Below are 18,962 nucleotides of genomic sequence, written 5' to 3' on the forward strand. Positions count from 1 at the left end.
ATTCTATATTCAAACGTTTGAACGACCAAATATCAAAGATTCCGCAAGCATGCCGCGTAAGGCACACGCAAAAGGATTCCGCACTGGAGCATGCACGAGACCCAAGCACCGGCCCCGAACAAAGAGAAACCCGGCGGAGGGAGCCGCCGGGTGAGAGAGAAGAGAGAAGAAGGGTTCAGTTATGGGGTTCCGAGGAACCTCGCCAGCAGGTTCAACCGCTGACATGTTCTATATAACCGCCCTTTCCTTGGCGGTACGATGCGTGTTCCTGTGAATTGACTTGGCGGTTTGTGACGGGTTTGTGATGCCCGCGCCACCGACCGCGATCAGACGAGCTTGGCCTGCTCGGCGGCCAGACGCTGCGCTTCGGCCTCACGGCGCGCGGCGAGCTCGGCGTCGAATCGCGCCAACTCCTCCTCGACGGCCTCCTTCGGAATCTTCGCGAAAATCGGCTCCGGCTTGGCGACGGGCGCGCCGACCTCGATCGGCTCGCTCCTCCACGGATGCACGTTCACACCCAGCTCGTAGTCGCCGGTGATGATCGGATAGGTGAAGCCCGGCTTGTCGAGATCCTCGACCTCGCGCAGCTCGGGCAGCGGCGAGAACACGCCGGTGCCGCCGAGCGCCTCCCACACCTTCTGCGCGGCGTGCGGCAGGAACGGGGCGAGCAGGTGGTTCGCGTCGGAGACGGCCTGCGCGGCGACATGCAGCACCGTGGCCAGTCGCGCCTCGTCATCCTTGATCTTCCACGGTTCCGTGGCGGAGATGTACTTGTTGATGTCGCCGACCACACGCATGGCCTCGCCCAGCGCGTTCTTCTGGCGGTGCGATTCGACGGACGAGCCGACCACTTCGAACGCGGCCGCCGTCTCCTCCAGAAGACCCCGGTCCATTTCGGTCATGGAATCCTCGTCGAGCGCGGGGATCTGGCCGAAGTTCTTGTGGATCAGGTTGGCCACGCGGTTGACCAGATTGCCCCAGGAGGCGGCCAGCTCCTCGTTGTTGTGGCGCACGAACTCGGCCCACGTGAAGTCGGAGTCGGAGGATTCCGGCCCGGCCACGGAGATGTAGTAGCGCACGGCGTCCACGGGGTAGCGCGCGAGGATGTCCTTCACGTAGATGACGATGCCGCGCGAGGACGAGAACTTCTTGCCCTCCATGGTCATGAACTCGCTCGCCACAACCTGTTCGGGCATATTGAGCGGGCCGTATTCGCCGGTTTCGCCGCCCTTGGAGCCGTCGCCGTTGTAGGCGAGCATCTCGGAGGGCCAGATCTGCGAATGGAAGGTGATGTTGTCCTTGCCCATGAAGTAGTAGCCCGGGGTCGCCGGATCGTTCCACCAGGCGCGCCACGCCTCCGGGTCGCCCTTGCGGCGGGCCCATTCGATGGAGGCCGACAGGTAGCCGATCACCGCGTCGAACCACACGTACAGCTTCTTGTTCGGATTGTCGATCCACCCCTCCACCGGCACGGGGATGCCCCAGTCGATGTCGCGGGTGATGGCGCGCGGCTTGACCTCGGCGAACAGGCCGAGCGAGAAGTTGATGACGTTGGTGCGCCAGCCCTTGCGGGTCTCAAGCCACGCCTTGTTGGCTTCGGCGAGCGCCGGCAGGTCGAGGAAGTAATGTTCCGTCTCTTCGAAACGCGGGGTTTCGCCGTTGATTTTGGAGACGGGGTTGATCAGCTCGTCCGGGTCGAGCTCGTTGCCGCAGGCGTCGCACTGGTCGCCGCGCGCGCCCTCGGTGTGGCAGATCGGGCACTCGCCTTCGATATAGCGGTCGGGCAGGGTGCGGCCGGTGGACGGGGAGATCGCCACCTGCTGGGTGCCCTTATAGATATAGCCGTTGTCGAGGCACTGCTTGAACAGCTCCTGGACCACATGCTCGTGGTTGCCGGTGGTGGTGCGGGTGAACAGGTCGTAGCTCAGGCCCAGATCGGCGAGGTCCTTGGCGATCACGCGGTTGTAGCGGTTCGCCAGCTCCTGCGCGCTCAGTCCTTCCTTCTCCGCCTCGACGAGGATCGGGGTGCCGTGCTCGTCGGTGCCGGACACCATCAGCACGTCATTGCCCTTCATGCGCTCGTAGCGCGCGTAGACATCGGAGGGCACGCCGAAACCGGCCACATGTCCGATATGGCGGGGGCCGTTCGCGTACGGCCAGGCAACATTCACCAAAACATGACTCATAGTGCACGATTATCAGGCGCGGCGGGGACAGGCGGCATTCCCGGCATCCGGCGAGCCCCGCGCGAGTGCGAAGGCGGTCAGTCCGGCCCCATCGGCCCGTCCTTTCATCACGGACGCACTCCACGCGCGGGCAAGCAACTCGCCGGATCACCACCATGCGCTTCCCATACGCGGGCAGGCAATCCACCGACATATCCACATAACCGGCGCGCGAGAGAAAAGTTGTCCACTTATCCACCATTTCGCGCAAGGCGGTGGCGGGACCCGCGCGCGTATGCTTATGGTCGCCCTCATGAACGATTCACCCGCCATCGCCACCGCACCATCCAACCTGCCCGAAGACGGCGACCAGACGCAAGCCACACCGCCAACGCCGCCCTCCCAGGACGCCCAAAGCGAGCCCGTGGTGCCGCCCATCCTCTATACCAAGGATCTGCCGGGACCGCTGAGCCTCAACCGACTGTCCGAATTCGGCACGCTGCGCAAGCTCGACGAAACCGCCGGCTATTGGAGCGAACACGGCGACACCTTGTACGGACGCGCGACGATTATCGCCACCGTGACGCCCTATTCGACCGTCGCCTGCTCGTCGACCGCCGCATGGGTGTGGCTGGGCGGCGCCTTCCCGCGCACGCTTGACGTGATCTCCAAATCGCATTTCCGCTCCGTCAGCGTGGGCCGTCGTATCCGCGTGTTCAAGCGCCGCACGACGGACGACCAGGTGATGTGCATCGCCAACCTGTCGCTTACCACGCCGCAACGCACGGCCTGCGATCTGGTGATGATGCCGGAGGACCTTCCCGACCCCTTCGAAACGCACGAAACCGTCAACGCGCTGATGTCGGCCTACCGATTCAACCCCTCGGACTGTCTGAAGATCATACGTCAGCACCGCTATCACAAATTCGCCGCCCGCGCCCGCATGTTCTTCGAGTCCATGCAACGCGATCTGGTCAGCGAACCGCCCGACGCGGCGTTCGCCGGGCCGCGCGACAAGCCGTTCGATGTGGGACTCGGCCCCTCCTGCGCCGCGGCCTCCATCCGTTCGGCGGTTCCGACGCTGCGCCCGCAGTCGATGGTGATCACGGCATGACGCCGCGGCGACGGACACGCCGAGCGCGCCGGCTCAGCCAGCTGCGTCACGCGCATCGGCTGCGGCGCGTCCTCGGCCAGGACGACGCACCATCGCCTGATTCCCCGCATGACGCCGCACGGGGCGACGCGGCGATCGGACCGCCCGAACCTCCGATCATGCTGACGCCGCTGGTGGCGTGCGATCCGTCGACCGATGCGCAAGTGCTGTGGCATATCGCCCGCGAGGCGCCGGAACTGCGCCGTTGGCTGGTGGCCAATCCTCGGGCCGACGCCGAATTATTGGAGTTCGTCTCCCAGCAGGGCGGGCCGGGCGTGCGTCGGGCCTTGGAGGTGCTGCTGCGCTCGCTTGACGATGGGTAGGCACTGGCCGGCCAACCGCCTCAGCCTTTGAGTTTCAGCACCGCCGCATACACCTGCTTGCGGTTGGCGAGGCTGCCGCCCGGGTTGGGATGCTCCTCGACGACCTGCGTGATCGCCTCTTTGATGCGCAAGCCGTCCTCCAGCGCGCGGTCGATGGCCAGCACGGCCATATCCTCAACGGATAGCGAGGCGGGAGCGGCGGCCTGAGCCTCCTCATCGGACGCGCCGCCGACCACCAGCACCATCTCGCCGCGCGGCGGATCGGCGATCACGGTGTCGCGGATCTGCGCGACGGAGCCGCGGCGCACCTCCTCGTATTCCTTGGTCAGCTCGCGGCACAGCGCCATCGGGCGGTCCGGACCGAAGCCCTCCAACAGATCGTCCATCGCGTCGGCGATGCGGTGGGGCGTCTCATAGAAGACGATGGTGCGGCGCTCGCCTTGCAAAGCGCGCAGATGCTGCATGCGTTCGGCATGCTTGCGCGGCAGAAAGCCCTCGTAACAGAAGCGGTCGGTCGGCAGTCCGGACAGGGCGAGCGCGTCGAGCACCGCGGAGGGGCCGGGCGCGCAGGTGACGGGCAGGCCGCGTTCGATGGCGCGGCGCACGATTGCAAGCCCCGGATCGTTGATGGTGGGCATGCCCGCGTCGGAGACGACCAGAACGGTCGCGCCCGACTCCACTTGGTCGAGCAGCCCGTCGGATTTGTCGCGCTCGTTGTGGTCGTGGTAGGCGACGACATGGCCGTTCACATGCACGCCGAGCCGGTTCGCAAGGTCGAAAAGACGGCGGGTGTCCTCCGCCGCGATGATATCCGCGCGTTCCAGCAGGGCTTTGAGCCGCTCGGAGGCGTCGGACGAGTTGCCGATCGGCGTGGCCGCAAGCACCACGGTTCCTTGGGGGATGGTGGTCGTTTGGTCGTCGTGTTCCATCGTCATACGCCCAGTATCCCCCATGCCCGGCACAACCGGCTTCGCACGGACCTTTCCCAAAGCGGGCGTCGTGCGACTTTTCCGAACAGGTATGCAACAATCGAACATCGCGCGTTTTGGCGACTTTGCGCCATTCCTTCGATTGTCGTGTTCGTTTTGGCCTTACAAAAGGGTCGCACGGACGGTGCGGCCCACCTCATTCGTGCGTTCGCCCACCCCGGGCGAACACCCGGACCCCACGCGTCACGCCTCTTATTTATAACTTTATAAATAGATGTGTTATACTGAATATATCCACACATAACAGACGCAATGAAGCAGCCTGAAAGGACGACGATGCAGTACGGCCACTTTGACGACGCAGCGCGCGAATACGTGATCGAAACCCCAGCCACCCCGCTCCCCTGGATCAACTATCTCGGCAACGAGGACTTCTTCTCGCTGATCTCGAACACCGGCGGCGGCTACTCGTTCTACAAAGACGCCAAACTCCGCCGCATCACCCGTTACCGCTACAACAACGTGCCCTCGGACACCGGCGCGCGCTCCTATTATCTGACGCTGATGGGCGGCGACGGCGACGAGCCCGCGCCGCTCGACACCTGGTCGCCCACCTTCCTTCCGACCAAAACCCCGCTCGACTCCTACCGCTGCCGCCAGGGCATCGGATACACCGTGTTCGAGGCGAGCCGGAACGGCATCGAATCCTCCCTCACCGCGTTCGTGCCGCTGCGCACTTCCGCGGAGGTCAACAAACTCACCCTGACCAACACCACCGACGAGACCCGCGTCATCGACGTGACGGGCGCGGTGGAATGGTGCCTGTGGAACGCGGTCGACGATTCGACGAATTTCCAGCGCAACCTCTCGACCGGCGAGGTCGAGGTGGAACGTCGCGCCGACTCGACCCTGCTCTACCACAAAACCGAGTTCAAGGAGCGTCGCAACCATTACGCCTTCTTCGCCGTGAACCGCCCGACCATCGGATTCGACACCAGCCGCGACGAGTTCCTGGGCCAGTTCAACGGATGGGACAGCCCGCAGGTGATCGCGCAGGGCAAGGCGTATGATTCCGTGGCGCATGGCTGGTATCCGATTGCCGCGAACCGCGTGCGCGTCACGCTCGCCCCCGGCGCCAGCGAGACGCTGGTGTTCACCCTCGGCTACATCGAGGTGCCGAACGAGAACAAGTGGGAGGATCCCACCGATCCCGCCAAGGTCGGCATCATCAACAAAACCCCCGCGCACGAGCTGTTCTCCCGACTGGCCACCACCGAACTCGTGGATGCCGCGCTGGCGGAGCTCAACGCCTACTGGAACGATCTGCTCGGCATCTACAACGTGGAGTCCGGCAACGACAAGCTCGACCGCATGGTCAATATCTGGCACCAATACCAGTGCATGGTCACCTTCAACATGTCCCGCTCCGCCTCGTACTACGAATCCGGCATGGGCCGCGGCATGGGCTTCCGCGATTCCAACCAGGATCTGCTCGGCTTCGTGCATCTGGTGCCGCAACGCGCGCGCGAACGCATCATCGACATCGCCTCCACCCAGATGGAGGACGGCTCGGCATGGCACCAGTACCAGCCTCTGACCAAAAAGGGCAACGCCGACATCGGCGGCGGCTTCAACGACGACCCGCTGTGGCTGGTCGCCGGCGTGTACGCGTACATCGCCGAAACCGGCGACGCCGGCATCCTCGCCGAACCGGTGCCGTTCAACAACGTCGAAGGCTCCGAGAAGCCGCTGCTGGAGCACCTGCGCCGCTCCGTGAACTACACGATCGACCACCTCGGCCCCCACGGCCTGCCGCTGATCGGACGCGCGGACTGGAACGACTGCCTGAACCTCAACTGCTTCTCATCCACGCCGGGCGAAAGCTTCCAAACGGTGGAGAACAACGACACCGGCATCGCCGAATCCGTGTTCATCGGCGGCATGTTCGTGCTCTACGGCGGCCAGTACGCCGACATCCTCGAACGCCACGGCGTCCAGGCCGGCATGGGCGAGGCCGAAGCCGCCGCCGAAGCCGAATCCATCCGCGCCGCCGTCGCCGACATGACCGCCGCCGTGGAATCCTCCGGCTGGGACGGCGAGTGGTTCCTGCGCGCCTGGGACGCCTACTCGCGCCCCGTGGGCACCCATGCCGACACCGAGGGCCAGATCTACATCGAGCCGCAGGGCATGTGCGTGATGGCCGGCATCGGCCTCGACAACGGCAAGGCGCAGAAGGCGCTGGCCTCCGTCAAGGACCGCCTCACCTGCGACTGGGGCACCGCGATCCTCGCCCCCGCCTACTCCACCTACCGCATCGAGCTGGGCGAGATCAGCACCTATCCGCGCGGATACAAGGAGAACGGCGGCATCTTCTGCCACAACAACCCGTGGATCTCCATCGCCAACGCGCTCGCCGGCAACGACGAGGAGGCCTTCGCCGTCTACACGCGTAACTGCCCGGCCTGGCTGGAGGACAAGTCCGAAATCCGCCGCGTGGAGCCGTATGTCTACTGCCAGATGGTCGCGGGCCCCGAGTCTCCGACGCCGGGCGAAGGCAAGAACTCCTGGCTGACCGGCACCGCCGCATGGACCTTCGTGGACGTTTCGCAGTATCTGCTCGGCGTGCGGCCCACGCTTGACGGTCTCGTCGTCGAGCCGCATCTGCCGCAGGAGTTCGATAAGCTCACCGTCACGCGCACCTACCGCGGCGCCACCTACCGCATCGCCATGCGCCGCACCGGCGAGCGCACGCTGAGCGTGGACGGCCACCGGATCGACGGTTCGGTCATTCCGGCGCAGACCAACGCGAACGGTAGTATCGTGGACGTTCAGGTCACGTTCTAGTTCTAATACGGCCGGACCAGCGGCATATCAACGAGGAGCCATAGATCATGCGATATTTCGAACGCGCCATCACCGGCATCGACGGCAGCGAGGCGCTGCTCGTCGGCTACTGCATCGACAACAGCCCGGAGGTGGATCCGAACCGCCGACGCCCGTCGGTGCTGGTCGTTCCCGGAGGCGGCTATGCGATGACCTCCGACCGCGAGGCCGAGCCGATCGCGCTCAAGTTCGTCGCCGCCGGATGCAACGCGTTCGTCCTGCGCTATTCGGTGGCGCCCAGCCTCTATCCCACGGCGCTGGTCGAGGCCGCCGAGGCGATGCGTCTGATCCGCGCGAACGCGGATGAATGGCATGTGGATCCGGGCAAGGTGGCGGTGATCGGCTTCTCCGCCGGCGGCCACCTCGCCGCCAATCTCGCCACCACCGCCGGAGACGACGACCTGCGCGCGCAGGGCTATGATCCGGACGCCGTCCGTCCGAACGCGCTGATGCTCGCCTATCCGGTGGTCACCTCCGGCCCGTTCGCCCATCGCGGCAGCTTCGAAATGGTGCTCGGCGAGCGCCAGAACGATCCGGCCGCGCTGGAGGCGCTGTCCATCGAGAAGCATATCGATGCGAAGACGCCGCCGGTGTTCGTCTGGCATACGATGACCGACGACACGGTGCCGGTGGAGAACACGCTGCTGCTGATCCAGGCGTGCAAGGCCGCGGGCGTGAGCGTCGAGGCGCATCTGTTCCCCGAAGGCGGGCATGGTCTGGCGCTGGGCACCGAGGAGACCGCGTGGGGAGGCCAGGGCAACGTCTTCCCCTGCGTCCAGGTGTGGCCCACCCTGGCGGCGGACTGGTTGGCGCGCACCTTCGACGGGGCCGCCAGATAGCATCATCCCTCACCTATTCACAAGGAGTTGGCAATGGTCGTCGCCGCTTGGAACGGATTCCTCGACGAGGGAACGAATCGTCCGTCGGCGTCGCGCACCGCCGTCAACACGGTGGCGCGCGACGTCTCCGCGGGCAAAACCTTCGAGAAGCGCAAGCGCATGACCCCCGAGGAGCGGCATCTGCAGATCCTCGAGGCCGCGACGAAGGTCATCGCCGAAAAGGGCTTCTGGGGCATGGCCCTGCAGGATATCGCCGACGAGATCGGCATCACCGAGGCGGCGCTGTACCATTACATCCGATCCAAGGACGATCTGCTGCGCATGGTGCTCGCCGAGGGCTACGACACTCCGGACGCGGACGAGTTCAACGCCTCGTCGGCCACGCTCACCGACTGCGACGGGCATCGCGTCATGTTCTACCCGCGCTACTGCCTGAACATCGTGCTCTACAACGTGCAGCGTCCGGAATTGGTGCGCCTGTTCTCCACGCTGAACGGCGAGGGTCTGACGCCCGATCATCCCGCCCATGAGTTCTTCGTCGGCCGCCACCAGCGCAACTGGGAGCTGGTGCGTTCGATGGATTGGGCGCTGCCGGACAGTTTCGATCTGGAACGCTTCTACCATATGCACACGCTCGCCATGTCGGCGATGGACGGCCTGCAATACCGCTGGCTGGCGGACAACGCCTTCGATCTGCTCGAGGAGTGGATTCACTTCTCCGACGAGCTGTTCCCTCCACGCGAATGGGAGGGACTGCGCGATCCGGACGAATACGACGCCGATTCAGGCCGCTGCCTTCTGCCGTTTACGCTTCGTTCGCGTTCGTGACCTCGTCCATGAACGCGTGGTAGGCGCCGATCAGACCGGCGTTGCCCGAGTGGCGGCAGCGTTTGACCGGCGTGCGGAAGTCCTTCCAGTTGGGGATGCGCCCCAAGGCCTCCCGCACCAGAGGGAGCAGCGTCACCTCGCGGCTGATCGCGCCGCCCAACAACACGCATTCGGGATCGGTCGCGGCCACGATATTGAAAATGCCGACCGCGAGATAATCCGCCCACCGTTCCACCACCGCGCGCACGTCGGGCTCGTCCAGACGGCGGAACAGGGAACTGGGCACCACCGACTCCTCGGGCACGTCGAATTCGTCGGCGTACATCTGCTTGAGTTTGGACATCGACGCGTAGTCGTGCAGATTGCTGAAACCGCCGGTATCGTAGTTGATCATCATCATGCCGAATTCGCCGGCGCGCCAGTCGCGTCCGCGATGGATGCGCCCGTCGACGAACATGGCCCCGCCGATGCCGGTGTCGATGGCGATCAGCACGAAATCCTGCAGTTTCTTCGCGTTGCCGCTTCTTTTCTCCGCGATGGCCGCGCAGTTCGCGTCGTTCTCCAGCCATACGGGCAACGGTTCATCCAGATAGTTGTTGAGTTCGTCGCCGATGGCGTGCCGGTACAGCAGCGGCAGCGGTCCGGCGGTGACGGCGCGCTGACGGGCGGTGTCGACGAATCCGGGGAAGCTGACGGCCACGCCGTCGATCGGCCCGTCCTGCGATTTCACCACGTCGGCCAGGGCACGGTAGAAGGATTCCGTGCTGTCCACCGGCGTGGGGATGGTGCCGGGCAGCCCCTGCTTCCCATCCTCGAACAGCGAATACCGGATGAAATGCAGTCCCACATCAAACGCAAGCACGCGTGACGTCTCGACCATCGCCCCTCTCTTCCTTATCGAGTTATTTAACTATAACTCAATAAGGCCCCGGCCGCCGCGTTCGGACAAGCCCGAACGCGGCGGAGCCGAAGGACCCCACGCCATCGGCATGGAATCCTTCGGCTCCGGCGAGGAGGCACCCGCCAGCTCCTACTCCTGGCTCTGGCTCTCGTACTGCTCCTTGACCTCCTGACGCGCGGCGGTCATCTCCTTGCTGTTGGCCAGATCGACCTGGTACACCTCGTCGTAGCCGAGCGACTCGATGTTCGCCACGGCGTCGGCCCACACCTGGTCGAACTCCGCGTCGCTGGACGTGAACACCGCCTGCCAGCACGCGTTCACCACCGAGGTCTTGACCTGTCCGCGTACCGCGGAGATCTTGGAATCCTCGTCGGGCGCGCTGTAGGTGGCGCCCGGAATCACCGCCAGCTTGTCGTTGGATTCGAGATACTCCATGGTGGTGCGCGCCCCGCCCATATGCTCCTGCCAATCCACGTCGAGCGCGGTGTCGCGCTTGGCCAGCTCGGAATCCCACATCTGGTAGTTGTAGGCCACGCCGGTGTTCGGATCGATGTCCTTGTTGAGCACGGTGCTGACGTTGAGCTGCGAGGCGCCGGTGGTGTAGTCGCCGCCGCCGTACTCGTCCGGCACGGTCACGCTTTCGCCGGAGACGGCCTTGACGCCGAAGTCGGTCAGATACGGCTGGCCGTCCTCGTCCACGTCCCACGTCAGACCCTGCAGTCCGGCCGCGCCGTTGGTCTGCGAACCGGAGGCCTGGATGCCTTCGGGCGAATACAGCCAGTCGACGAACTTGACCAGACGCTCCTTGTTCTTCGCGTTGGCGCCGATGGCGATGAAGGTGCTGGTGCCGTTGGGCTGGGCGCCCTTCGAGGCGATGGTCATATCGTCGATGTCCAGCATCATGAAGCCCTGGCCGGCCTCCTTATGGTCGGTGGTGTTGTACGCCGCCTGTCCCAGCCACGGCCAGAAGGAGAACAGCACCTTGCCTTCCTTGTACTTGGAGTACATGGTGTCGTAGTTCTGCGTGGTGGATTCCGGATCCACCAATCCCATCTGGTAGGCCTTGTTGAAGAACTTCAGCGCGCGCACGTACTGGCCGTCCTCGTCGATCAGCGACTGGTAGTCGTCTCCCGCGGCGTTGGACAGCACATAGCCGATGCCTTCGGCGTAGCCGTAGAACGCGGGGAACTGGTAGCCGTTCTGCATGGCCTCGCCGTCCCAATCCTTGAACAGCGACAGCGCGTAGATGTCGTCGGTGCCCTCGGCCTCGCGGGCCGCGTCCTGCATCTGCTTGAGCACCGGCAGCAAGTCCTCCAGCGTCCCCACTTCGGGGTAGCCGATCGCCTTGTAGTAGTCCCAACGCACGAACGGGCCGAAGGTCGGCTCCACGCCCTCGCTGGATTCCGTGGGCGCCAGCGACGAAACCGAGGTCGGGATGCCCCACACGCCGCTTTCCTGGTTGGCGGTGGCGGTGAGCTCGTCGATCGCGCTCTGGTACTGCTTGAGATACTCCGTATCGTCGATGTACTCGCTGATATCGGCCACCAGTCCGGCCTTCACCACGTCCTCGGCCTGGCCGTTGCCGCTGCCCATGATGATGATGTCGCCCAGATTGCCCGCCGCGGAGCGGGTGTCGAACAGCGTGCTGCCGCCGCCGGCCACGTTCGGGGCCACGATGTTGAGCGTGATGTTGAACTTGTCTTTGACGAGCTTGGCGAACCAGCCCTTCTGCTCGCCCTGATAGTTGGCGAGCGAGTCGAAGACCTCGACCGTCATCTCCGAGCCGTCGTCGACGCCGTCGGCGGCGGTGTCTCCGCCGCAGGCCGCCATCGACGCGCACATGGCCATGATTCCGATTCCGGCCACCACTTTCCTGCATAGATGCTTCATGCTTCCTCGCTTTCTTCATCGAACGCACGCACCTTCCCATCCTCATTGACACTGGGAGCGATGCGATACGACTTGGTATTCAGGCTATGGCCGACCCGTCGTCGCGAACGAACTATTTCGACGATTTTCGACAAAAAGCCCCGCCGATGCGAGGGGCCGTCGCCACGCCGGCGATCAGGCGTCGATTTCCCGAGCCTGCGCCACGCTGCCCCGCCGCAGATACGACACCGGCATCAATTCGACGTCCCCATCCGCGCCTCGGCGGCGCCTGCCCTCGATCAGATCCACCAGCACGTCCACGGCGCGGTTGCAGGTGCTGTACGGCTGCATCGGAATCTCGTCGATCCGCTCGCCCATGGCGGACGCATGGCCGAACGAGCCCAGCATCAGCATGGAGATGTCGCGGGGCACGTCCTTGCCTTGGGATTGCAGCACGGCGGCGAGATTCGACAGAGCGGTCACATCGCATTGCCCGATCACCGCGGTGATCAGCGGATCCTGCTCGAACGCGCTCGCCGCGATGCGCGAGACGTCCTCGGTGCCGCCGTCGCGCATGGCCACGAACGTCACCGAAACGCCCACCGACCGGGCCCGCGCCATAATGGCGTCCCTGGTGCGCACCAGAAAATTCACCTGCGAAAGATAGGCGGCCACCGGCGAGCCGACGAACAGCACATGCCGATGGCCGAAGCAGCGCAGCACATCGACCGCCTTGCGCCCCATTCTCTCGAAATCGAGGTCGATGGCCACCAGCCCCTCGACCTTACGGGGGCATCCGATCGACACCACCGGCACGCGCGAGACCCGCGCCTCGGCGGCGCGCGGATCCTCCAGCGAGACGTCCAGCAGCACCACGCCGTCCACCGCGCCGGAGTCCGCCATGCGCATGATATCCGTGCTGCCGGCCTCCTCGGTCATCACCAGCACGTCGTAGCCGCGCCTGCGGGCCTGCTTGGCTATGGCGAAGCAGAACGGCGCCCAGTACATATAGTCGGTGGATTCGTCGATCGGAGAGCTCATCGCGATCACGCCGGCGCGGGCGCCCCGCACGGCATGCGTCTCGCCGCGCGAATGGTAGCCGAGCTCACGCGCGGCCCGCATCACCTTCAGTTTCGTCTCGCCGCTGACGGAGCGCTTGCCGCTCATCACATACGAGACGGTGCTGACCGAGACGCCGGCGCGGGCCGCGACCTCCTTTATCCCCGGCATCGCACGGCGAGCACTTCCACTCCGTAGGGGGCCAGCTCATGCTCGACGCCCGCCGCGGCCGACGCATCGCCCACCAGCACATCCGCGCTGTCGGCGTCCACCGGCACCAGCACGCGCCGCGCCTGGCCGGTCATATTCAGCACGAACACGAAATCCGTGTCGTCGTCGCCATGGCGCGTCGCCACCTCCACGCCCTCCGGCGTTTCGAAGGCGAAGACGCCCAGTTCGGCGACAAGCGCGCCGAGGAACGCGTCCATGCCGTCCTCGTCCAGCGGGGTGCCGACGTAGTACGCCCGGCCTTGGCCGAACTCGTTGACGCTGAGCGCGGCGGTATCGGCGTAGAAGTCGTCCCCGTCGTATTCGGCCAACGCGCGGGCGCCCTCGAGATGCATGATGCTGGCGACGATCTCGCCGCGGGCCTGGCCGCCGCCCAGCTCGCCGCCCAAACGCACCGCGACCGTCTCGTCCGGCGCGAGCGCGTCGATCTCCTCGACCCACACGCCGCACACCTCACGCAACGCGCCGGGGTAGCCGCCGGGCACCACCAGATCATGCTCGTCATGGATGCCGGCCATATAGCCGGTCACGAAGCGCCCGCCCTCGCGCACATACTCCTCGAGGGCCTCGGCCACGCCGGGCTTGACCATAATCAGCGCGGGCGCGACCACCAGCGCATACCGCTTGAGTTCCGCGGCCGGCGTGGTGCTGGCGATGACATCGACCTCCACATTGCGCCGGTGCAGCGCGCGGTAGAAGCGGTGCACCTCCTGCGGATACTGGAATCCCTTGGTCGGACCCACACAGCCCTCCAGCGACCAGTAGCTCTCCCAATCGAACATCACGGCCACGCGGGCGCGCGTGTGGGACCCCATCAGCCGGGCACCCACACGCTCCAGCTCCTCGCCGAGCGCCGCGGTCTCGCGGAACACGCGGGAGTCCTCGGTGCCGTCGTGGGCGATCACCGCGCCGTGGAAGCGCTCGCAGCCGCCGATCGACTGGCGCATCTGGAAGAACTGCACCGTGTCGGCGCCATGGGCCACCGCCTGCCAGCTCAGCGCGCGCACCTCGCCGGGGCGCTTGACCTTGCAGAAGGGGAACCAGTTCTGCTGGTTCGGCGTCTGCTCCATCAGCATGAACGGCTTGCCGCCGCCCACCCCGCGCATCAGGTCGTGGCACATGGCCGTGTAGCTGGAGGGCATATCCATGCCGGGATAGTTGTCCCAGCTGACCACGTCCAGCTCGCGGCCCCAGGCGAAGTAGTCGAGGTCCTTGAACGTGCCCATGAGATTCGTGGTGATCGGGGTGGCGGCGTCATGGCGGCGCACCGCATCCCGCTCGTTGACGTAGCAGGCGAGCTGCGACTCGTTCTGGAAGCGGCGGTAGTCCATCAGCAGGCCGGAGACCACCGCCTTCTCGGTGCCGATGCCGTCGCCGTATTCCACCGGCGGCACCACGTCGGCCCAGTCGACGATCGTATGGCTCCAGAAGTTCGCGCACCACGCCCGGTTCAGCGCCTCCAACGTGCCGTATTTGCCCCGTAGCCATTCGCGGAAGGCCTCGGCGCACGTCTCGCAGTAGCACATGCCGCCACCGCCGCCGTACTCGTTGCCGATATGCCAGGCCTTCAGGCCCGGGGTGCCCGCGTAGCGTTCGGCGATGCGCGAGGCGAGTTCGCCGGACAGCCCGCGGAACACGGCGGAGTTCGGGCAGAAGTTGTGGCGTCCGCCGAACACGTGGCGGCGGCCGTTCGATTCGGTGCGGATGACCTCGGGATGGGTGCGCACCAGCCAGGCCGGCAGCGCGGCGGTGGAGGTGGCGAGCACGATGTTGAACTTGTGGCGCACCAGCAGGGCCACGATCCTGTCCAGCGTGGCGAAGTCGTATTCGCCTTCGTCGGGCTGCAGCAGCGTCCACGAGAACACGTTGATGGTGGCTTCGTTGATATGCGCGTGCTCGAGCATCTCGATATCACGCTCCCAGGTCTCCTCGGGCCATTGCTCGGGGTTCCAGTCGCCGCCGAACAGGAAGCTGTCGAACAGGGGTTGCATCGCGGGTCTCCTTAATGATGGTGGGTATGAACGGGTATGGGCGCGGGATCGGCTCAGCGGGATGGGGCAGACGGGTCAGACGGATCAGACGCGCCCGCGCGGTACGTCACGTCGTGGAAGACCACCTCGCCGCCGCCGTGCGCGTACACGCCGAGCAGCACGCCGGTGAATCCGCCCGCGTTGGAGAACGACAGCACCTTGCCGGGCGCGAACCCCAGCGGCACGGACGTATCGCAGTCGGCGGAGCGCGCCTCGAAATGGTAGCCGCGCTCGTCGCCGCGCACGATCAGCGTCAGCATCGGCGCCGCAGGCAGGCTGGTCATGCCCACCGTCGTGGACAATCCGGCGTTATGCACGCGGGCCTCCACGGTGACGACGCCGTCGTTCGCCGCGTGGGCGGCGACGGTGAGATAGTGGGCCGAATTGGCGTACACCACCACACCGGTCTGCCCGGTCTCCAGGCTTTTCGGATTGGCCAGCGTGGCCTGGAAGGCGAAGCGCACATCGGTCTGGCGCGTGCCGATCAGCGGAGCACCGTGCGTAAGGCCGAAATCCTGCTCCCGGGCCCGCACCGCGATCGTCGCCGAGCCGTCCGTCGCGTTCGACGATTCGACCAGATAGCGATGTTCGGCGTCGATGGCGGGCGTCACCCACGCGACCGCCTGCTCCAGCGAGCCGCCGTCGCCGACGAGCGCGCAGTCGTAGGATTGGTCGGCGAGATCCGGCCAGCCGTCCTTCCAGTCGAACCAGACGGCGTAGGGTTCGCGGCCCACCCAGCCCTGGGCGGGATATTCGTCGTTGTTGCGGGTGCCGTGGAACACCATCAGCGTGCGGTCGGCCTCGAAGTGGGCGCAATCGCAATGGCCGATAGCCTGCAGCGTCAGATGCGTGCTGCGGTTGGTGATCAACGGATTGCCCGGATACATCTCGTACGGCCCGTAAGGATCGTCGGCGCGGGCGATGTTCTCCATATGTCCCGATTCGGTGCCGCCCTCGGCCCACATCAGATAGTAGGTGCCGCCGCGCTTGTACAGATGCGGCCCCTCGGGGTTGGATCCGGTGATGCCCGCGCAGATGCGGCGGCGCTCGGTGAGCACGGTGCCGTTCGCCGCGTCGATTTCGGACAGGTAGATGCCGGCGGGCTCGTCCTCGCCGCCGCCCTCGTTGCCGCAGATATAGGCTTTGCCGTCGTCGTCGAAGAACAGGCTGGGGTCGATGCCGGGCCACCCCTCCACCCAGATCGGCTCCGACCAGCCGGCGCGCGGATCAGTTGAGGTGAGGATCATATTGCCGGTGTTCACATTGGTGACGATGAGATAGTACGTGCCGTCATGCCAGCGCAGCGTGGGCGCGTAGATGCCCTGGTTGTTGCCCATCGCCTCGTAGGGGAATTGGCTGGCGCGGTCCATCGCGTCGCCGATTTTCGTCCAATGCTCGCCGTCCTCGCTTTCGAACACCGGCAGTCCGGGGAAATACTCGAACGAGCTGTTCACCATCAGATAGCCGCCCTCGGGTCTGACGCAGATGGTGGGATCGGGGTGGAAGCCGGAGGCGATGCGCCGCGCCGGCTTGACGTTGAATAAGGTCATACTGCTGCTCCTTTGCAACGAACGAGGGAGAGACACGGCTGCCTCTCCCTCGCGTTTGTCTACGGACGCCCTCGGCGCGTGCCGGTCGACGCCGGGCCCGGTCGGGCGCTTGGATATGCGATTGCCGACTAGACGTTCAGCGGGTCGGCTCCCGGACGCACCAGCACCGGCAGGGTGTGGTAGTCGTAGGTCTTGGTGTACCAACGGCCCGGCTCGTGGCTTTCGCCCGTGATCAGGTTGACCCACGGCTCGCCCGCATGGTCGCCGCCGGCATCCGGCACATAGAAGCGCGCGGTGCCGTCCTCGCTGAACACCGGCGCCACCAGCAGATCATCGCCCAGCATGTACTGCGTGTCGATGTCCTCGCAGGAGGGATCATCCGGGAATTCGAGAACCATGGCGCGCATCATCGGCACGCCGGTTTCATGCGTGACCTTCGCCTGCTCAAGCAGATAGGGCTTGAGACGCAGCTTGAGCTTGGTGAACTCGCGGGAGACGTCCACCGCCTCGTCGCCGTACAGCCACGGCACCTTGTATTCGGTGGAGCCGTGGTAGCGCGAATGCGAGCTGAGCAGGCCGAACTGGGTCCAGCGCTTGAACAGATCGGGGGTGGGCTTGTCCTCGAAACCGGCGATGTCGTGGCTCCAGTAGCCGAAGCCGGACATGCCGAAGCTCAGGCCCGCGCGCAGGGACTCCGCCATCGACGGATAGTTCGACGAGCAGTCGCCGCCCCAGTGCACGGGGAACTGCTGGCCGCCGACGGTGGCCGAACGGGCGAAGAGGATGGCCTCATCCGCGCCCTTGACCTCGGCGATCACGTCGTACACCGCCTTGTTGTACAGGTAGGTGTAGTAGTTGTGCATCAGTTCGGGGTCGGAGCCGTCGAAGTAGCGCACGTCCTTGGTGGGGATGCGCTCGCCGAAGTCCGTCTTGAAGCAGTCGACGCCCTGGGCCATCAGACGCCTGAGGTGGTTCTGGTACCACGCGGTGGCCTCGGGGTTGGTGAAGTCGACGATGGCCATGCCGGCCTGCCACAGATCCCACTGCCACACGGAGCCGTCGGCGTTCTTGATGAAGTAGCCCTTGGCCGCGCCTTCCGCGAACAGCGGGGACTTCTGGCCCACATAGGAGTTGATCCAGGCGCACACCTTCAGGCCGCGCTCATGCAGTTTGGCCAGCATGCCCTCGGGATCGGGGAACTTGGACTCGTCCCATTCGAAGTTGCACCACTCGAGCTCCTTCATCCAACGGCAGTCGAAGTGGAACACGCTCAGCGGGATGTCGCGCTCGGCCATGCCGTCGACGAACTCCATCACGGTGTTCTCGTCGTAGTCGGTGGTGAACGAGGTGGACAGCCACAGGCCGTAGCTCCATTCGGGCACCAGCGGCGGCTTGCCGGTCAGGTCGGTGTAGGTGTTGAGGATGCCCTTGAGGTTCTCGCCGCCGATCACCGAGTAGCTCATCTCCTCGCCGGGCAGGGAGAACTGCACGCGGGAGACCTTCTCGGAGCCGATTTCGAAGCTGACCTTGCCGGGGGTGTCCACGAACAGGCCGTAGTTCTTGTTGCTCAGATAGAACGGGATGTTCTTGTACGCTTGCTCGGTGCCGGTGCCGCCGTCCTCGTTCCAGATCTCGACGCTCTGGCCGTTCTTGATGAAGTTGGTGAAGCGCTCGCCCAGGCCGTAGATCTTCTCGCCCACGCCGAGGTCGAGCTGCTCGGAGACGTGCAACTGGCCGTCCGGATCGGTGACCAGCGCCTTGGCGCGCCAGCCGGAGTGCGCAATCTCCTTGCCGTCGTAGAGGTACTGGAAGTCGATGGTCTCGCCCTTGGCGATCCTCAGGGTCAGACGGCCGGAGGTGAATTCCCACGCCTCGTCGTTTTCCGTGATCTCGACGTCCGGATCGGTTTCGTTGAGCTGGAACTTGGGGCAGTTCGAGCGGTCCTTGCGCAGGTTGATCAGACACGTGGTGATGATGTCGGGACGCGGCGAGGTGACCTCGATGGTGAGGATGCCGCCGCCGAGCGTCTGGCCGGGGTGGTGGATCGGCACACCGAACGGGCAGAACAACGTGAGCTTCTTGGGCTCGACGTTGGCCGTGTAGATGTTGGCCGCGTACTTGACGTCGTAGCCGTCGCGGATCAGCCAGCCGCCGTTGAGGAACTTCATAAAGCCTTGCTCCTTTGCAGTGCGGGGCCGCGCTCCG

Annotated in this window: 13 protein-coding genes; 5 read left to right on the forward strand and 8 right to left on the reverse strand. The window is 65.3% G+C overall.

Annotation, left to right across the window (positions count from 1 at the left end):
- Positions 1-326: 326 nt before the first annotated feature.
- Entirely contained in the window at positions 327-2,186 is a 1,860-nt protein-coding gene (metG, locus tag BE0216_RS06640; RefSeq protein ID WP_094635926.1) for a methionine--tRNA ligase, read from the reverse strand.
- A gap of 292 nt (positions 2,187-2,478) precedes the next feature.
- Here metG and BE0216_RS06645 point away from each other — a divergent pair, with 292 nt between their 5' ends.
- Together BE0216_RS06645 and BE0216_RS06650 are read left to right on the forward strand one after the other, a co-directional pair.
- Positions 2,479-3,279 (forward strand): hypothetical protein, encoded by an 801-nt coding sequence (locus BE0216_RS06645; protein ID WP_226805724.1) that lies wholly within the window; start codon positions 2,479-2,481, stop codon positions 3,277-3,279.
- A complete protein-coding gene (locus BE0216_RS06650) occupies positions 3,276-3,641 on the forward strand; it encodes a variant leucine-rich repeat-containing protein (RefSeq protein WP_193042841.1) in 366 nt (121 codons plus the stop codon). Before BE0216_RS06645 ends, BE0216_RS06650 begins: the two co-directional genes overlap by 4 nt.
- A 20-nt stretch (positions 3,642-3,661) precedes the next feature.
- Here BE0216_RS06650 and rsmI read toward each other — a convergent pair whose 3' ends face one another.
- Positions 3,662-4,576 carry a 16S rRNA (cytidine(1402)-2'-O)-methyltransferase gene (gene rsmI / locus BE0216_RS06655; RefSeq protein WP_226805725.1) on the reverse strand — a complete coding sequence of 305 codons (915 nt, stop codon included), beginning with the start codon at positions 4,574-4,576 and terminating at the stop codon, positions 3,662-3,664.
- Positions 4,577-4,906: 330 nt separating this feature from the next.
- Between rsmI and BE0216_RS06660 the strand changes: the two genes are divergently transcribed.
- Genes BE0216_RS06660 through BE0216_RS06670 form a run of 3 tightly spaced genes read left to right on the forward strand, consistent with a single transcriptional unit; the run spans position 4,907 to position 9,120 of the window.
- Positions 4,907-7,414, forward strand: a complete 2,508-nt coding sequence (locus tag BE0216_RS06660; RefSeq protein ID WP_094635924.1) for a GH36-type glycosyl hydrolase domain-containing protein — start codon at positions 4,907-4,909, stop codon at positions 7,412-7,414.
- Between the two features lie 47 nt (positions 7,415-7,461).
- A complete protein-coding gene (locus tag BE0216_RS06665) occupies positions 7,462-8,292 on the forward strand; it encodes an alpha/beta hydrolase (RefSeq protein ID WP_094635923.1) in 831 nt (276 codons plus the stop codon).
- Positions 8,293-8,325: 33 nt separating this feature from the next.
- Entirely contained in the window at positions 8,326-9,120 is a 795-nt protein-coding gene (locus BE0216_RS06670) for a TetR/AcrR family transcriptional regulator (RefSeq protein ID WP_094635922.1), read from the forward strand.
- Here BE0216_RS06670 and BE0216_RS06675 read toward each other — a convergent pair.
- The 6 genes from BE0216_RS06675 to yicI all read right to left on the reverse strand — a co-directional run bounded on the left by BE0216_RS06675 (position 9,098) and on the right by yicI (position 18,925).
- A complete protein-coding gene (locus tag BE0216_RS06675) occupies positions 9,098-10,000 on the reverse strand; it encodes an ROK family protein (protein ID WP_094635921.1) in 903 nt (300 codons plus the stop codon). The genes BE0216_RS06670 and BE0216_RS06675 overlap by 23 nt on opposite strands.
- Positions 10,001-10,150: 150 nt before the next feature.
- Positions 10,151-11,911, reverse strand: coding sequence for an extracellular solute-binding protein (locus BE0216_RS06680; RefSeq protein WP_094635920.1), 1,761 nt, complete (start codon positions 11,909-11,911; stop codon positions 10,151-10,153).
- Between the two features lie 174 nt (positions 11,912-12,085).
- The gene (locus BE0216_RS06685; RefSeq protein ID WP_094635919.1) at positions 12,086-13,120 is read right to left on the reverse strand and encodes a LacI family DNA-binding transcriptional regulator; all 1,035 of its coding nucleotides are present in this window, start codon (positions 13,118-13,120) and stop codon (positions 12,086-12,088) included.
- A complete protein-coding gene (locus BE0216_RS06690; protein ID WP_094635918.1) occupies positions 13,108-15,168 on the reverse strand; it encodes a beta-galactosidase in 2,061 nt (686 codons plus the stop codon). Before BE0216_RS06690 ends, BE0216_RS06685 begins: the two co-directional genes overlap by 13 nt.
- A gap of 53 nt (positions 15,169-15,221) precedes the next feature.
- Positions 15,222-16,757, reverse strand: coding sequence for a glycoside hydrolase family 43 protein (locus BE0216_RS06695; protein ID WP_094635917.1), 1,536 nt, complete (start codon positions 16,755-16,757; stop codon positions 15,222-15,224).
- A gap of 128 nt (positions 16,758-16,885) precedes the next feature.
- Positions 16,886-18,925 carry an alpha-xylosidase gene (yicI, locus tag BE0216_RS06700; RefSeq protein WP_094635916.1) on the reverse strand — a complete coding sequence of 680 codons (2,040 nt, stop codon included), beginning with the start codon at positions 18,923-18,925 and terminating at the stop codon, positions 16,886-16,888.
- Positions 18,926-18,962: the final 37 nt, after the last annotated feature.

This window comes from Bifidobacterium eulemuris (genome assembly GCF_014898155.1).
Classification (GTDB): Bacteria; Actinomycetota; Actinomycetes; order Actinomycetales; family Bifidobacteriaceae; genus Bifidobacterium; species Bifidobacterium eulemuris.

What these genes read in the sequence shown, in the direction of transcription:
- metG (WP_094635926.1), bottom strand. Translation starts at nt 2,186, where the DNA reads ATGAGTCATGTTTTGGTGAATGTTGCCTGGCCGTACGCGAACGGCCCC.
- BE0216_RS06645 (WP_226805724.1), top strand. Translation starts at nt 2,479, where the DNA reads ATGAACGATTCACCCGCCATCGCCACCGCACCATCCAACCTGCCCGAA.
- BE0216_RS06650 (WP_193042841.1), top strand. Translation starts at nt 3,276, where the DNA reads ATGACGCCGCGGCGACGGACACGCCGAGCGCGCCGGCTCAGCCAGCTG.
- rsmI (WP_226805725.1), bottom strand. Translation starts at nt 4,576, where the DNA reads ATGACGATGGAACACGACGACCAAACGACCACCATCCCCCAAGGAACC.
- BE0216_RS06660 (WP_094635924.1), top strand. Translation starts at nt 4,907, where the DNA reads ATGCAGTACGGCCACTTTGACGACGCAGCGCGCGAATACGTGATCGAA.
- BE0216_RS06665 (WP_094635923.1), top strand. Translation starts at nt 7,462, where the DNA reads ATGCGATATTTCGAACGCGCCATCACCGGCATCGACGGCAGCGAGGCG.
- BE0216_RS06670 (WP_094635922.1), top strand. Translation starts at nt 8,326, where the DNA reads ATGGTCGTCGCCGCTTGGAACGGATTCCTCGACGAGGGAACGAATCGT.
- BE0216_RS06675 (WP_094635921.1), bottom strand. Translation starts at nt 10,000, where the DNA reads ATGGTCGAGACGTCACGCGTGCTTGCGTTTGATGTGGGACTGCATTTC.
- BE0216_RS06680 (WP_094635920.1), bottom strand. Translation starts at nt 11,911, where the DNA reads ATGAAGCATCTATGCAGGAAAGTGGTGGCCGGAATCGGAATCATGGCC.
- BE0216_RS06685 (WP_094635919.1), bottom strand. Translation starts at nt 13,120, where the DNA reads ATGCCGGGGATAAAGGAGGTCGCGGCCCGCGCCGGCGTCTCGGTCAGC.
- BE0216_RS06690 (WP_094635918.1), bottom strand. Translation starts at nt 15,168, where the DNA reads ATGCAACCCCTGTTCGACAGCTTCCTGTTCGGCGGCGACTGGAACCCC.
- BE0216_RS06695 (WP_094635917.1), bottom strand. Translation starts at nt 16,757, where the DNA reads ATGACCTTATTCAACGTCAAGCCGGCGCGGCGCATCGCCTCCGGCTTC.
- yicI (WP_094635916.1), bottom strand. Translation starts at nt 18,925, where the DNA reads ATGAAGTTCCTCAACGGCGGCTGGCTGATCCGCGACGGCTACGACGTC.